The sequence below is a fragment of the Actinospineispora acaciae DSM 45401 genome (genome assembly GCF_000620785.1).
Lineage (GTDB): Bacteria > Actinomycetota > Actinomycetes > Mycobacteriales > Pseudonocardiaceae > Pseudonocardia > Pseudonocardia acaciae.
In genome coordinates this window covers 1,173,080-1,187,780 of sequence record NZ_JIAI01000001.1, presented here as the reverse complement: position 1 = coordinate 1,187,780, position 14,701 = coordinate 1,173,080, and the positions used below count along the sequence as shown (strand labels likewise).

The 14,701-nt window shown below is 73.9% G+C and carries 14 protein-coding genes; 10 read left to right on the top strand and 4 right to left on the bottom strand.

All coding sequences use genetic code 11. From position 1 onward, the window contains the following. Positions 1-31: 31 nt before the first annotated feature. Complete coding sequence (locus N912_RS0105790) at positions 32-1,192, bottom strand: MalY/PatB family protein (RefSeq protein WP_028921700.1); 1,161 nt, start codon at positions 1,190-1,192, stop codon at positions 32-34. Next, on the bottom strand, positions 1,189-2,817 hold the full coding sequence (locus N912_RS0105785; RefSeq protein ID WP_028921699.1) for an APC family permease: 1,629 nt from the start codon (positions 2,815-2,817) through the stop codon (positions 1,189-1,191). The genes N912_RS0105790 and N912_RS0105785 overlap by 4 nt, the downstream gene beginning before the upstream one ends. Before the next feature lie 84 nt (positions 2,818-2,901). Between N912_RS0105785 and N912_RS0105780 the strand changes: the two genes are divergently transcribed. Beyond that, positions 2,902-3,819, top strand: a complete 918-nt coding sequence (locus tag N912_RS0105780; RefSeq protein ID WP_028921698.1) for a LysR family transcriptional regulator — start codon at positions 2,902-2,904, stop codon at positions 3,817-3,819. Here N912_RS0105780 and N912_RS0105775 read toward each other — a convergent pair. Continuing rightward, entirely contained in the window at positions 3,808-4,638 is an 831-nt protein-coding gene (locus tag N912_RS0105775) for a helix-turn-helix domain-containing protein (RefSeq protein WP_028921697.1), read from the bottom strand. The two genes, N912_RS0105780 and N912_RS0105775, sit on opposite strands and share 12 nt — an antisense overlap. Before the next feature lie 127 nt (positions 4,639-4,765). On the opposite strand from N912_RS0105775, the gene N912_RS0105770 reads away from it, so the two are divergent. From N912_RS0105770 to N912_RS0105760, 3 genes are all read left to right on the top strand, one after another. Next, entirely contained in the window at positions 4,766-5,494 is a 729-nt protein-coding gene (locus N912_RS0105770) for an SDR family oxidoreductase (RefSeq protein WP_028921696.1), read from the top strand. Positions 5,495-5,503: 9 nt separating this feature from the next. Then, entirely contained in the window at positions 5,504-6,250 is a 747-nt protein-coding gene (locus tag N912_RS0105765) for an SDR family NAD(P)-dependent oxidoreductase (protein WP_028921695.1), read from the top strand. A 121-nt stretch (positions 6,251-6,371) separates the two neighbouring features. Beyond that, positions 6,372-7,199 (top strand): VOC family protein, encoded by an 828-nt coding sequence (locus N912_RS0105760; RefSeq protein WP_028921694.1) that lies wholly within the window; start codon positions 6,372-6,374, stop codon positions 7,197-7,199. A gap of 173 nt (positions 7,200-7,372) precedes the next feature. On the opposite strand, the gene N912_RS0105755 is transcribed toward N912_RS0105760, so the two are convergent. Then, positions 7,373-8,329 (bottom strand): alcohol dehydrogenase catalytic domain-containing protein, encoded by a 957-nt coding sequence (locus N912_RS0105755; protein WP_028921693.1) that lies wholly within the window; start codon positions 8,327-8,329, stop codon positions 7,373-7,375. A 56-nt stretch (positions 8,330-8,385) separates the two neighbouring features. On the opposite strand from N912_RS0105755, the gene N912_RS49715 reads away from it, so the two are divergent. The 6 genes from N912_RS49715 (at position 8,386) to N912_RS49710 (ending at position 14,700) form a co-directional block, all read left to right on the top strand. Next, complete coding sequence (locus N912_RS49715; protein ID WP_051579717.1) at positions 8,386-9,492, top strand: PucR family transcriptional regulator; 1,107 nt, start codon at positions 8,386-8,388, stop codon at positions 9,490-9,492. Between the two features lie 142 nt (positions 9,493-9,634). Beyond that, positions 9,635-11,113, top strand: coding sequence for an APC family permease (locus N912_RS0105745; protein WP_028921692.1), 1,479 nt, complete (start codon positions 9,635-9,637; stop codon positions 11,111-11,113). Between the two features lie 2 nt (positions 11,114-11,115). Next, positions 11,116-12,240, top strand: a complete 1,125-nt coding sequence (locus tag N912_RS0105740; RefSeq protein ID WP_028921691.1) for an acyl-CoA dehydrogenase family protein — start codon at positions 11,116-11,118, stop codon at positions 12,238-12,240. Positions 12,241-12,272: 32 nt separating this feature from the next. Next, the gene (locus tag N912_RS0105735) at positions 12,273-12,566 is read left to right on the top strand and encodes a hypothetical protein (protein WP_028921690.1); all 294 of its coding nucleotides are present in this window, start codon (positions 12,273-12,275) and stop codon (positions 12,564-12,566) included. A gap of 3 nt (positions 12,567-12,569) precedes the next feature. After that, positions 12,570-13,385, top strand: a complete 816-nt coding sequence (locus N912_RS0105730) for an LLM class flavin-dependent oxidoreductase (protein ID WP_028921689.1) — start codon at positions 12,570-12,572, stop codon at positions 13,383-13,385. 19 nt (positions 13,386-13,404) lie between these two features. After that, entirely contained in the window at positions 13,405-14,700 is a 1,296-nt protein-coding gene (locus N912_RS49710; protein WP_051579715.1) for an acyl-CoA dehydrogenase family protein, read from the top strand. Position 14,701 lies beyond the last annotated feature (1 nt).

Sequence of the window (14,701 nt, the reverse complement as noted above, 5' to 3'; positions counted from 1 at the left end):
AAACCAGGGCCGGACGGGGGAGGCGCGCGCCTCAGGACGAGAGCACGCGGGCGATCCGCGCGGCGGCGTCGGTGAGCACCTCGGGCTGGGTGGCGTAGTTCAGCCGGACGAAACCGGCACCGCCGGCGCCGTGGTCGGGTCCGGGTGTGGTCGCCACGCCGGCGGCGAGCAGCGGGCGCGAGGGGTCGTCCAGGCCGAGCCGGCGCAGGTCCAGCCAGGCCAGGTATGTCGCCTCGGAGGGGCGGTAGACCTCGTCCAGCCCGGCCTCGGTGAACAGCCGGGCGAGCAGCTCGCGGTTCGCTGTCAGGTATCCCATCGCCCGCTCCAGCCACGGCCCGCCGTGCTCGAACGCCGCCGCCGAGCCGACCATGCCCAGCGGGCTGATCCCGCCGGTCGCGGCGCCGGGCAGGGCCGCCCACCGGGTGCGGTCGTCGGGGTTGGTCAGCGCGATGAAGCCGGCGCGCAGGCCGGGGATGTTCCAGGCCTTGCTGGCGCTGAACAGCGTGACGGTGTGCGCCCTGGTCTCCTCGGACAGCGCGGCGTACGGGGTGAACTCCTCCTGGTAGCGCAGTGGTGCGTGGATCTCGTCGCTGATGACGCGCGCGCCGTGCCGGGCGACCACCCTTGCCAGCGCGGCCAGCTCGTCGGGCCGGAACACCCGCCCGACCGGGTTCGCCGGGTGGCAGAGCAGCACGCAGCGGGCGCCGGCGGCCAGCGCGGCGTCGATGCGGTCCAGGTCGAGGCGGTAGCCGTCGGGGCCGGTCGCCATCGGCGCCTCGATGGCCTCGCGGTCGGCCAGCTCGATGGCGCCGAAGAAGCTGCGGTACGTCGGCGTCGGCACCACCACCGGCGAGCCGGGCGGGGTGAATAGCCGCAGCGAGTTGGTGATGCCGCGCATCAGCTCCGGCAGCAGCCCCACCCCGTCGGGCTCGGTGGCCAGCCCGTGCACGGTGGTCAGCCACTTGGCGGCGACCTCGGGCAGGCCGGACCTGGCGGGCGGGACGGGGTAGCCCATCGCCTGGCGCTCGACGGCGTCCCGCACCGCGTCCATGATCGGCTCGGCGACCGGGAGGTCCATCTCGGCCACGGTGAGGTCGAGCACGTCGGGCCCGTACACCGACCAGCGCTTGGTGCGCCGCGCCCGGGAGCGGGTCACGTCCCAGTCGAGGTCCGGGTAGGGGCTGTCGGTCATGCGGGTACTCCTCGTGGTTGTGCCGTTTCCGTGGTGTCCAGCTTGTGCCGGTACGCGATGCCGGAGCGGTGCGCCAGGACCCAGGCCCAGGCGCTGGCCACGCCGGCGAGCAGCGTGTCGTAGGGGGCGGGGACGATCCGCAGGCCGCCGAACGAGCCGAGCAGCGACAGCGCGCCCAGCACCACCATCCAGCCGAGCAGCCAGCCGCCGAGCAGCGCGGGGATCGGCTCGCGCCCGGCCATGGTGTGCCGGCGGACCAGGAAGATCACCACGCCGATCAGCAGCAGCGGCAGCGCGATCCGGACCTTCGACCAGCCCGACCAGTACAGGATCAGCCCGGACAGCACGAACGACGCCGCGCCGACCGGCACCGTCCAGCGTCCCAGCCAGCCACCGGCGCCGCCGTCGGACCGGGACAACACGGTCGCGGCCACCGAGACCGCCGCGTAGCTGAGCCCGTAGAAGAAGCTCAACGCGCTCGCGATCGACTCCCAGCTGCCGAACGAGAGGATCACCACCACCCCGACCACGACGTTGAGCAGCAGCGCCGTCCACGGCACGCCCCACCGCGAGCTGACCCGGGTGAACAGCCGGGGGAGCAGCCCGATCTGCGCGGCGCCGTAGGTGTAGCGGGCCTTGATCGAGGTTCCCATCAGCATGCTGCCCGACGGCGAGAACACCGCGTCCGCCATCAGCACGGTGGCCAGCCAGCCCATCCCGAGCAGGCCCGCGAGCTGGGCCAGCGGGGACGACATGTTCAGCCCGTGCCAGCCCGACCCGAGCAGCCCGGTGGGCGGGGTGAACAGCATCGCGGCCTGCAGCCCGAGATAGAGCAACAGCGACCCGGCCAGGACGATCAGCGTGGCCCGGGGGACCGAGCGCCGGGGGTCGCGGGCCTCGCCGGACATGACCGCGGCGCCGTTGATTCCGGTGAAGGCGTACACCACGCCGCCGCCGACCACCGCGGAGAGCGCGGCGGAGATCCCGTAGGGCGCGAAGCCGCCGCCGGCGGTGTAGTTGGCGGTGTCGAAGCCGCTGGCCAGCAGCAGGATCACGGTCGCGGCGGGAATGATCAGCTTCACCGAGGTCACCACGTTGTTGATCCGGGTGATGAACACGACGCCGAAGAAGCTGGCCGAGCAGAACACCACCAGCAGCGCGGCGGCGAACGCCCGCCCGGCCCAGCTCAGCGTGTCGCCGGTGAGCAGCACCGGCCACCAGGTGCCCATGTAGTGGGCGACCGCCGTCGACTCGCTGGGTCCGGCGAACACCGCCTGCAGCAGCACCGCCCAGCTCACCGCCGTGCCGACCAGCGGCCCGCCGGACATCCGGGGCCACCGGACGTTGCCGCCCGACAGCGGGTTGCGAAAGGCCAGGTCGATGAAGACCAGGCACACCAGCAGGGTGGCGAACCCGCCGATCACCCAGGTGAGCATCGCCGCCGGGCCCGCCGCCTTGGCCACCGTGTACGGGGAGAGCAGCCAGCCCGACCCGATGACGCTGGAGAAGGTGAGCATGGCCAGCGACGGGGTGCCCAGGGCACGGCGGAGGCGGCGGTCGTCGGAGGCGGAGACGGTGCCCTCGGCCTCTCCGCGCGGCTTTGCGGGCGCGTCGTTGCGGTCCATGGCTCCACGGTCGGTCACCTGGCGGCCTTTCGGAACCCCGAAGCTGGCTGGCGCTCGCGTTAGGCCCTGCCTATGGTTCCGCCTATGACCCGGACGCTGTCGACCCCGCCGATCGAGACCGCCGACCTGGTCGTCTTCGCGGCGGCGGCCCGGCTGGGGAGCTTCTCGGCGGCGGCGGTGGAGCTGCGGCTCAGCGGGCCGTCGGTGAGCACCCGGCTGGGCGCGCTGGAGCGTCGGCTGGGCGCGCGGCTGTTCGAGCGCGGCGCCCGGGGCAGCGTGCTGACCCCGGCCGGCGAGCGGCTCGCCGACTATGCCCGCCGGTGTCTGGGCCTGCTCGACGAGGCGGCGGTCCAGGTCGGGATCGAGCGGGCCCAACGGATGGTGCTGGCGGCGCCGGCGAGCCTGGCGGCCACCGTGTTCCCGCCCGCGCTGCGGCTGTTGGAGGGGTGCTCGGTTGCCGTGCACTGCCGGGTCGCGCACAGCGACGAGATCGTCGGCGCCCTCCGGGACGGCACCGCGCACGCCGGGTTCCTGCTCGCCAACCCGCCCGGCGACGGCGTGCGCTCGGTGCGGGTGCTCTGGTCGCGGATGGTGATGGTGGGCCGCCCGGACCACCCGCTGGCCGCCCGGCGGCGGGTGCGGCTCGCCGAGCTGGCCGAGGAGCCGGTGGTGGTCTACCGCTGGGGGCCGGAGGCCGACGCGGTGCTCGCGCACGTCGAGGACCCTCGGCGCGGCGGCGGCCACCCGGTGCACACCGTGGGGCTGCCGGCCGCCGCCGTGGACCTCGCGCTCGGCGGCGACTACCTGGCGGTGGTGCCGAGGTTCGCGGCCGCCCGGTACCTGGACGAGCGGCGGCTGCGCGCGATCCCGGTGCCGCTGGGCGACCGAGGCGTGGAGATCAGGTTCGCCCACCCGGCCGGCGCCGGGCGGCGCGACGGCGTGCGCGTCCTGCTGGAGCGGCTGCCCGCGATGCGCGCGGCAGTGGACGGCTCAGGCGCGTGACCGGCGCCGGGTCGCGGCGATGCTGCCCAGCAGGCTCAGCGCCGTCGCGCTCGGGCCGCCCGGCTCGGCGTGGTACACCACCAGCTCCTGGCCGGGCGCGGAACGGACGTCGAAGGTCTGCATCGCCAGGGTGATCCGCCCGACCTCGGGGTGCTCGAACGTCTTGGTCTCCAGCGCCTTGCCGCGCGCGTCGTGCCGCGCCCACAGCTCCCGGAACTCCTCGCTGCGTTCCAGCAGCTCGGCGAGCACCGACCGGATGCGCGGGTCGCGCGGGGCCGCCCCGTGGCCGAGGCGGAAACCGGCCACCGAGTTGGCCGCGACGCCCGGCCAGTCGACGTAGAAGCCGCGGGCGCGCTCGCTGAGGAAGACCAGCTTCATCAGGTTGCGCTCGGGCCCGTAGTCCTCGAACAGCGCGTCGGCGATCTCGTTGCTGGCGAGCACGTCGTACGCGCGGTTGTAGACCAGGGCGGGGTTGTGCGGCCAGGCGTCCATCAGCTGCAGCAGCGACGGGTCGACCCGGTCGGTCACGGCGGCCGCGGACGCCCGGGGCGCCAGCCCGGCCAGCCGGAACAGGTGCGCGCGCCCGTCCTCGTCGAGCCGCAGCGCCACGCTGAGCGCCTCCAGCACCTGCGCGGACGGGTTGCGCTCGCGCCCCTGCTCCAACCGCACGTAGTAGTCGACGCTCACCCCGGTGAGCATCGCGACCTCCTCGCGGCGCAGGCCGGGCACCCGCCGGTGGCCCACGACCGGGATGTTCGCCTCGGCCGGGGTGACCCGGGCCCGCCGGCCGCTCAGGTAGTCGCCCAGTGCCGACGTCATGACGACCATGCTGCCACCCGCGCGGCCGGCGAGAGGGGGTGTGGCACTCCCAGGAACACGGCGTCCTGCCATCCCTCCCGCCACGGCCAGACCCTGGATCACGTCAACGAGTGATCGGGAGGTCGGGATGTCGGATCGCAAGGTCGTGCTCGTCACCGGGGCGAGCAGCGGGATCGGGGCGGCCGTCGCGGCGCGCCTTGCCGACCAGGGACACCACGTCGTCGCCGTCGCCCGCCGCGCCGACCGCCTCGCGCGGCTCGCCGACCGGACCCGGGACGCCGCCGGGACCGTGGCCGCGGCGCAGGCCGACGTCACCGACCTCGCGGCCCTGACCTCGGTGGTGGCGCGAACTCAGGACGAGCACGGCCGCCTGGACGTCGTCGTCAACAACGCCGGCGTGATGCCGCTGTCCCGGCTCGACGCACTGCTCGTCGACCAGTGGAACCGCATGATCGACGTCAACGTGCGCGGGCTGCTGCACGGCATCGCCGCCGCGCTCCCGATCTTCCAGGAGCAGGGCGGCGGGCACTTCGTCACCGTCGCCAGCATCGGGGCACACCAGGTCTCGCCGTCGGCCGCGGTGTACTGCGGCACCAAGCACGCGGCCTGGGCGATCACCGAAGGGCTGCGCCAGGAGGTCGACCCGTCCATCCGGGTCACCACCATCTCGCCCGGCGTCGTCGAGTCCGAGCTGGCCAGCACCATCACCGACCCGCACGCCGCCGAGGCGATGCGGACCTACCGCGCCGCGACCATCCCGGCGGCGGCCATCGCGGGCGCCGTGTCCTACGCGCTCGACCAACCCCCGGACGTCGACGTCAACGAGATCGTCGTGCGCCCCACCCGGCAACGCTGAAAGGACCACATGAACACCAACACTTGGGACCTGGGCGGTCGCGTCGCCGTCGTGACCGGCGCCGCGCGCGGCATCGGCGCGGCCACGGCGGCGCTGCTGCGCGAACGCGGCGCGAGCGTGGTCGCCACCGACCGGTCCGAGTCGGTCGACGACCTCGCCGGCGACGGCGTGGCGACGCTGGTCGGCGACGTCGCCGACGAGGACACCGCCCGGGCCGCGACGAAGCTGGCCGTGGACCGTTTCGGCGGGCTGGACATCCTGGTCAACAACGCCGGCCGCACCCTCAACAAGCCGATCACCGAGACCACCGTCGCCGACTTCGACTCGATCCTGGCCGTCAACGCTCGCGGCAACTTCGTGCAGGCCCGGGAGGCCTTCCGGATCATGGAGGCCCGCGGCGGCGGGGCGATCGTGTCCGTCGCGTCCATCTCCTCGGTGGTGGCGTTCGCGACCCAGACCGCCTACGCCGCCTCCAAGGGCGCGATCGCGCAGATCACCCGCGTGCTGGCGATCGAGGGCGGCCCGAAGGGGATCCGCGCCAACGCCGTGCTGCCCGGCGTGGTCGACACCGACGTCATGGAAGGCGTCGTCGAGAACGGCCGGGAGATGCTCGCCGGCTTCGGCGACGCCCACCCCATCGGCCGCATCGGGCGCCCCGAGGAGATCGCCGAGACCATCGCGTTCCTCGCCTCCGACGCGGCGAGCTTCGTCACCGGCGCCCTGGTCGCCGTCGACGGCGGGTGGACCGCCCAGTGATGGCGTGACGCCCAAAGCTTGCGTCGCGGATGGTGCGTCCGCACAACGGCTCGGCATTGTTACTGGTCAGACGGACGACGCCGCTCCGACGCGGTGGCCGGGCGGATGCGAGGATGGCCGGGTGAGCGTGGCACCCGGCGACCGTGGCCCGGCCTGGATCGAGCTGTCCGTGCCGGATCCGGAGTCGCTGGCCGCCTTCTACGGCTGGCTGTTCGGGTGGAAGACCGGTGACGGCCGGCTCCCGGACGGCGCGACCGGGTTGTACGACGAGTCGGGGCGCCTGGTCCTGCTGCTGCGCCGCGGCCGGGGTGAGGGCGCCTGGATCCCGGTGTTCCAGGTGCCCGACCCGGCCGCCGCGAGCGCCCGGGCCGTCGAGCTGGGCGCGACGGCGCACCGCGAGACGTCGGTGGCGGACTGGCGAGCGCGGATACTGCGCGACCCGGCGGGCGCGCTGTTCGGCATCGGCGGGCCGGCCGGGGGCGCGGGCGCCGAGCTGGGACTGCCCGAGCGGCTGCTGGTGTGCGAGCTGGGCACCAGGGACCTGGTCGGGGCGGCGGACTTCTACCGCGAGGTCCTCGGGGTGCGGGCGCTGGGCCTGCGCCCGGACCCGTTCGACTACCACCTGCTGGTGCGGGGAGGAGCCGCGCTGGCCTCGATCCTGGACATGACCTCGTTCCACGACGCGTCGACGCCCCAGCACTGGGTGGCCTACGTCGACGTCGCGGACGTGAGCTGGGCCTCGGCCCGGGCCGCGGAGCTGGGCGCGCTGGTCAGGGTGCCGCGCGCGGACTCGCCGTTCGGTGAGTACGCGGTGCTGGAGGACCCGGACGGCCTGCTGTTCGGGCTCGGCACCCGGCCGGCGCCCGAGCGGCTGGCCGGGCTGCGGCTGCAGGACCTCGCCGGCGGCCCGCCCATCGACATCGACGAGGTCCTTGCCATCGAGCCGTGACCGCCCGGTCTGCGTTCGCAGAGCGCGTGGTCCACGAGTGCGGTGGCGGCCCGCTGCTGGTGGAAGCCCTTGCTCTCCAGCACGGGCTCCTCGGCGGCGAGCGCGGTGGTGGACGAGACGACGACGCCGCGGCGCCCGTCCTCGGTGACGCCGTCGTCGATGCCCGACGCTGGTTACGGCAGGAAGACGAGCTTGCCGAACTTTCCGGGGCCGGCGAGGCGTTTGTATGCGGCGACGTGATCGTCTAGCCCGTAGGTGGAGTCGACGGGAACCCGGACCTGGCGCTGGCTCAGGAGCGGGACGACGGAGTCTCGAACCGATCGCGCGAGCACGGCCTTCTCGGCGTGGCTACGGCCGCGGATCGTGGTCCCGATGATCGTGCCTCGGCGCAGCATCAGGTCGAACATGGGCAGCGGGGCGGACGTCCCGCCCTGGACGCCGACGATGACGTACGTGCCGCCGGTGCGCAGCAGCGCGATCCGTTCCAGGCAGTCCGCGCCGCCGACCAGCTCGACGATGATGTCGAACGGCCCGTGTCGGTTCTCCTGGTCGGGGGTGACGGCGTCGAGCGTCCGTCCGGCGGGCGCGAGCGACCTCACGCGGTCGTGCAGCTCGGGCCGCCGGACGCTGGCCACGACCTGGGCGCCGGAGGCGAGCGCCACCTGCACCATGGCCGTTCCGACCCCGCCCGCCGCCCCGGTGACCAGCACCCGGTCGCCCGCGCGCACGCGAGCCTGGAGAACCAGCGCGTCCCACGCCGTGCTGAAGATCTCCGGGAACCCACCGGCCTCGGCCCAGGCGAGCCCGGGTGGGACCGGCATCAGCAGATCGGCGGGGACCACCACCCGCTCCGCGTGACCACCACCGCCGATCAACGCCATGACCCGGTCGCCGGGGGCCGGGTCGCTCACCCCGTCGCCGACCGCCAGGATCTCCCCGGCGATCTCCAACCCCGGGACGTCGGGCGGCCAGCCGGCCGGGGCGGGGTAGTCGCCGCGCGCCTGTTGCAGGTCGGCCGCGTTCAACCCCGCGGCCCGGATGCCGACGAGGGCCTCGCCGCGCCCGGGCACCGGCTCGGCCCGCTGTGCAACTGTGAATCCTCCGTCGGGCTCGATCACCACGGTCCGCACGGGGCGAGTCTAGGAGCGGCTGGCGTTCGCGACGCGGAGGTGGTCAGAATGCGCCGATGGAGCACGGTGGGTCCGCCGAGTGGCTGGCCAGGACGCTGGGCGAGCTGGCACGGGCGACCCGCTCGCAGGCGCGGCTGCAGGTCCTGGTCGAGGTGCTGCGGCGCCGGCTGTGCTGCGAGGTCATGGTCATCGACCTGCGGGGCAGCATCCTGACCTCGTCGCCGCCCCGGATCTCGTCCAAGCCGAAGGCGGTGCTCGGCGCGTACCGCGAGGGCGGCGGCGCGGACGGCTTCCGGATCGCGCCGGTCGAGATGGCCGGGGAGGTGCTCGCGCTGGTCGCCGCGAACACCGCCGAGCCGGTCCAGGAGGTCCTCGAGTTCGCCGCGTCGCTGATCTCGCTGGAGCTCGGCAGGCTCCAGGCCCGGCTGGTTGGGCGCCGCGAGATCGCGGGGCGGGTGGTGGAGGACGTGGTGCGCTCGCGGGTCCCGGACACCGAGGCGGTCGCCCGCCTTCGCTCGGCGGGTGTGGACGTCGAGGTGCCGTTCCGGGTCCTGGTCGGGCGGGTGGACTGTTCGGTGGAGCGGCTCACCTCGATCCCGTGGAACCTGCACGCGCTGCTCACCGACCACGGCGACCCACAGCTGCGGGTCGTGCTCGGCGAGGAGATCGTGATGGTGCTGCCCGACGACCAGCTCGCCGAGCGCACCGCCCGGCTGACCCTGGACCACCTCAACCGGCTCGGCCCCAACGGCCGGGTCGGCCTGGGCAACCGGCGCAGCGGGCCGGTCGGCCTGCGCGTGGGCTACTTCGAGGCGGCCGCGGCGGCGCGCCTGGGCAACGGCGTGCAGCACTCCGGCGCGTTGCGGCTGAGCAGCGTGCTCGCGTTGTCCGCCCCGAGCGTGCCGCTGCGCGACCTGAGCCGGATGTTGCTGCGGCCGCTGCTGGACTACGACGAGGAGAACGGCGGCGAGCTGGTGCGGTCGCTGCACGCCTACCTGCGCCTGGACCGCGCGGTGAACCCGACGGCGGAGCAGCTGTTCGTGCACCGCAACACGCTGCGGTACCGGTTGAACCAGATCGAGGAGCTCACCGGCCTACGCCTGGACTCCACCGCCGACACCGTGGACCTGTGGATCGCGCTGGAGGCGCTCTCCGGCCACTGAGCCGGGTCAATGTGCTCGGGCCTAACGGCCGGGGTCGACGTTGTTCGCCGAGCCATGGGATCGGGGCGCCGGGTGACCCAGGCTACATCGCGTTGCACCGAGTGAGGCCCCGGCGGGGTTCTCCAGTCCAACGGAGGGCACGATGGCGAACCTGACGTCGGAGCAGACCCGGCTCACCCTCGGTGCCCGGGGGCTCGGCCTCACCGACGTCGTCGCCCAGGCGCTGGGGGCCGTCGGCCCGGTGTTCGGCGCGCTGACCTTCCTGCCCCTCATCGCCGGCGGCGGCGGGGCCGGGGCGGGCGGGGCCGTGCCGTTGTCGATCCTGTTCTCGGCGGCGGCCGTGTTCGGGGTGGCCTGGACGCTGTCGCGGTTCGCGCGGCGGCTGGACACCACCGGCTCGGTGTACGACTACATCAGCCGGTCGTTCGGGGACCGCGCCGGCACCGCGTTCGGCTCGCTGTCCTACTTCGCCACGATCCTCGGCATCGCCACCACGCCGCTCATCTTCGGCGGTTACCTGGAGGACTTCCTCGCCAGCCGGTTCGGGCTGACCGCCCCGTGGTGGCTGATCAGCCTCGGGTTCGTCGTGGTCGTCGCCGTGGTGCTCGCCCTCGGGGTGAGCATCTCCACCCGGGCGCAGCTGGCGTTGACGCTGCTCTCGATGCTGACGGTCATCGCGTTCTCGGTCTCGGTGATCGTGCGGGGTCTCGCCGGGGGAGCGGTGCCGGCGCAGGCCCCGTTCGACGTCGGCTCCTCGACCGGCGGCTGGCTGGGGGTCTGCTGGGGCCTGCTCTACGGGCTGTTCATCTTCTCCGGCTTCGAGTCCGCGGCGAACCTGGCCGAGGAGACGCCGAACCCGAAGCGGTCGGTCCCGCGCGCGATGTTGATCACCGTCGGACTGGTCACCACGTTCCACCTGCTCGTCGCCTACGCCACGGTGGTCGGCTTCGGGCTCGACGGCGGCGAGGTCGCCCGGTACCCGGTGCCGCTGCTGGCGCTGGCCGCGCCCGGGTCGTTCGGCGCGGCCTGGCTGGTCGACCTGCTGACGGTCATGGTCCTGCTGGACATCTTCGCGCTGACGGTGGCCATCTGCGTCGGCGGCAGCCGGGGCCTGTTCGCCCTGGCCCGCGACGGCCGGCTGCCCGCCGCCTTCACCAAGGTGAGCCGCACGCGCAACATCCCGGTGCTCGGCGTGACGGTCCCGGTGGTCTGGATGGCGGTGGTGGTGATCGCCGTGCACGTCACCGGCGGGCTGCTGTCCCGCGCCCAGGAGGGCAGTGACCAGCTCGCGCCCGAGTACATGCCGGTGTTCAGCTGGCTGGGCGGCCTGCAGGGCCTGGTCACCGCGATCACCTGGGGCACCGTCTGCCTCGGCGCGCTGGGCTGGCTGCGCCGCCGCGACAGCCGCCGCGGCTACCTCGTCGGGGCCGCCGGCCTCGGCGTACTGGCCGGGTGCGGCGTCCTGTTCGCCTCGCTCTACCACGCCCCGGCGTCGGTGTACGTCGCGCTCGCGCTCGTCATCGCCTTCTTGATCTTTTCCGTTGCCCAGAGCACCATCCAACGCCGCCGTGGCCGGTTCACCGTCTCCGCGGCACGCCTCGTGGACTCCGAAGAGGACTGAGTGTGGACGCACCGACGATCCTGAAGAACCTCGACGCCCTCGGCCCCGCGGTCGAGGAGGCCGCCGACGAGGTCGACCGCCTCGGACACCTGCCCGACGAGCTGCGCGAGTCCCTGCGCGCGGCCGGGGCGTTCCGGCTGGCCTGGCCGGCCCGCTGGGGTGGCCCGGAGGCGGCGTTCGAGGACCAGATCCAGGCGGTCGAGTCGCTGGCCTACCACGACGCCTCGGTCGCCTGGAACGTGCAGATCCTGCTCGACTCGGGGTTCTACGCCGGGACCCTGGCCGACGACGTCGCCCACGAGCTCTACCCGAGCATGGACCTGGCCACCGCCGGCGGCTTCTACCCGCCGTGCCGGGCGGTCCGGGCCGGCGGCGGCTGGCGGATCACCGGGAGCTGGCCGTTCGGCAGCGGCATCCACAGCGCCGACCGGGTGGTCGGCGGGGTCCACCTGTACGACGGCGACGCCGTGCTGCGTACCGAGGACGGCGAGCCGGAGTTCCGGGTGGCCTACCTGCCCGCCGACGCGGTGGAGATCCTGGACACCTGGCACACCACCGGCCTGCGCGGCACCGGCAGCACCCGCTACCACGTCCGCGACGTGTTCGTGCCCGATCGCCACCTGTTCTCGTTCTTCGAAGCCCGGGGCGCGGACGCTCCGCCACTGTCGCGCCACGCCGACCTGGTGGGGCAGAAGCTGGCCGGGGTCGCGCTCGGCGTGGCCCGCCGGGTGCTGGACGAGACGCGCCGGCTGCTGCGGGGCCACGCCGGCGACCGCATGACGCGCATCCAGTTCGCCGAGGCCGAGACGCGGCTGCGCGCCGCCCGCGGCTACGCCTACGACGTGGCGCGGCGGCTCTCCGAGGTGCTGTTCTCCGGCGGTGACCTGTCCGACGAGCTGCAGGCGGAGGCCACCATGGCCACCGTGCACACCGGGCTCACCGCCCGGGAGGTCACCGAGAGCGCCGTCGAGCTGGTCGGGTCGAGCGTGATCTACCGCTCCAGCCCGCTCGAACGGCGCCGCCGCGACCTGCTCACCCTCAACGCGCACATCGGCAGCCGGCGCAAGGCGCTCGAGGTACCCGGCGGCCTGCTGCTCGGCGAGACCGCGCTGCCTCGGTTCGCCTGAGGCGTTCGGCGTACCAGCAGAAGGAGGAAACCGTGCCCATCATGGTCGTCATCCACTTCCCGATCGACTTCGACGAGGTCGAGCGGCGCACCGGCGGCAAGATCGACTGGGGTCCCGTGGTGGACGCCTGGGAACGCGCCGGCGCCCGGCACTACCACCAGATCACCCGGGACGGGGAGTTCATCGACCTCGACGAGTTCCCCAGCGAGGCCGCCTACGCGCGGTTCAAGGAGGAGGCCGGGCCGACGATCGAGAAGTTCGAGGCGCTGCTGGGCGTGCGCTCCACCGACGTGGTGTGGGACGTCGCCGACCGGCGCGGCGCCTGAACCATGACGATCGACATCGACCTCAGCCTGCACGTGGTGGGGCGGCGCGCCGGGGAGGTGGTCGGGGCCGCCGTCGCCGCCGAGGAGTTGGGGTTCGCGTCGGTGTCGCTGTCCGACGAGCTGTGCGACTTCTCCGGGGGCGGCGGCCACAGCCACGAGCCGTGGACGCTGCTGTCCGCGATCGCGGCCCGGACCAGCAGGATCGCGCTCGGCACGCTCGTGCTCAACGTCGCCAACCGCGACGCGGGCACCATGGCGGTGGCCTCGGCGACGCTGCAGGACCTGTGCGGCGGGCGGCTGTGGATCGGGCTGGGTGCCGGCACCGACCGCTCCAGCGTGTTCGCCAGGGACCAGCTCGCGTTCGGCCGCGTCCCGCCCCGGGCGCCGGAGCGCAGGGCGGCGCTGGAGGCCCACCTGGCCGGGATCCGCGCGATCTGGGCCAACACCACCGACGGGTTCCTGCGCCCGGACCCGCCGCCGCCGCTGGTGGTCGGCGGGTTCGGGCCGAAGACGGCCGCCGTCGCGGGCCGGGCGGCCGACGGGCTGGCCTGCCCCGTCGACGGGTTCGGCGACCACGCCCGGCCGATCGAAGACCTCGCCACGGTGGCGCGGGAGGCGTTCGCGGCGGCCGGGCGCGCCGGCGAGCTGGCCCTGATCGCGCACACCGGCCCCCACGACACCTGGCGGGAGCCTCGGTTCGCCCGGGGCGCGGAGCTGTACGACCGGCTCGCCGCCGTGGGGGCCGGCCGGCTCACGCTGTTCTGCGAGCCCGACCCCGCCGAGATCGAGCAAGCGGCCAGGTTCCTGCCGGTCGGATGACCAGATTCAGGAGGACGACATGTCACGCAACCTGCCGAGCGGCGACGTCGGCAGCGTCTACCTGCGCGGTCTCGGACCGAGCGACCCCACTCCGGGAGACATCGGCGTCGTGGTCGGCCGGGACGGGTCCACCCGCGAGCGTCTGGAGGGACTCCTCGCCGCCGCGCGCGAGCTGCGCCCCCGGCTGCTGGCCGAGCAGGCCGAGACCGAGGAGCGCGGCGCCTACTCGCCCGAGATGCACCGGGCGTTCGTCGAGGCCGGCTTCTTCCGCGTGCTGCTGCCCAAGGCGCTCGGCGGCTTCGAGCTGGGCGCGGAGGCCTTCTACCAGGTGATCGCCGAGGTCGCCAGGGGGTGCCCGTCCAGCGCCTGGTGCCTGTGCCTCGCCGCCGGGCACACGCTCACCCTCGCGTCCTACTGGCCCGAGCGGGCGCAGCGGGAGATCTTCGGCGAGCACGGGTACCTGGTCAGCCCGGCGAGCTTCAACGGCCAGCCGGACGTGGTGATCACCCGCGAGGAGCGCGGCCTGCGCGTCTCGGGCACCTGGAAGTACTGCTCCGGCGCGCCGTACTCCACGCACTTCATGCCCAGCTTCGTGCTGCCCCCGGCCGGCGGCGGCGAGCCGTCGATCCACTGGGTGGTGGTGCCGCGCTCGTCCTACACGGTGCTCGACGACTGGGGCGGCATCATCGGCATGCGGGGGAGCGGGTCGCACAGCATCCGCGTCGACGACGCCTTCGTGCCGGAGCACCACGTCGTGGAGGCGACCTGGTCGTCGTCGGTGTCGGGCGAGACCGCCGGGTCCCGCCTGTACGGCAACCCGACCTACGGCGGCCCGTTCACGGCGTTCGCCGAGGGGGAGATCGCCGCGATCGTGGCCGGCATGGGCCTGGCCGCCGTCGACGAATACGAGCGGATCATCACCACCAGCTCGGCGCCGTGGAGCGGCGGCGCGGTTCGCCGCGGCGAGCACCCGGTCTGGCAGGGCAAGTTCGGCACCGCGCTCGCGCTGGTGGACTCGGCGGTCGCGCTGTCCGCGCGCGGCGGGCAGCTGTACGAGGAGCTCGCCAGGCGCTCGGTCGCCGGCCTGGAGCCCTTCACGGCGGAGAAGGCGCTGCGCCTGAACAACCTGTTCCTCGTCGCGGAGAACCAGGTGTGGGAGGCGATCGAGATGATGCTGCGCTCGGCCGGCTCCCGCCACAGCGCCGACGGCGCCCGCCTGCAACGCTACTTCCGTGACATGCTCGCCACCCGTACCCGCACCGACCAGCTCGACCTGTTCGCGGTGACCACCACCCAGGCGCACCTGGGCGGGTGAG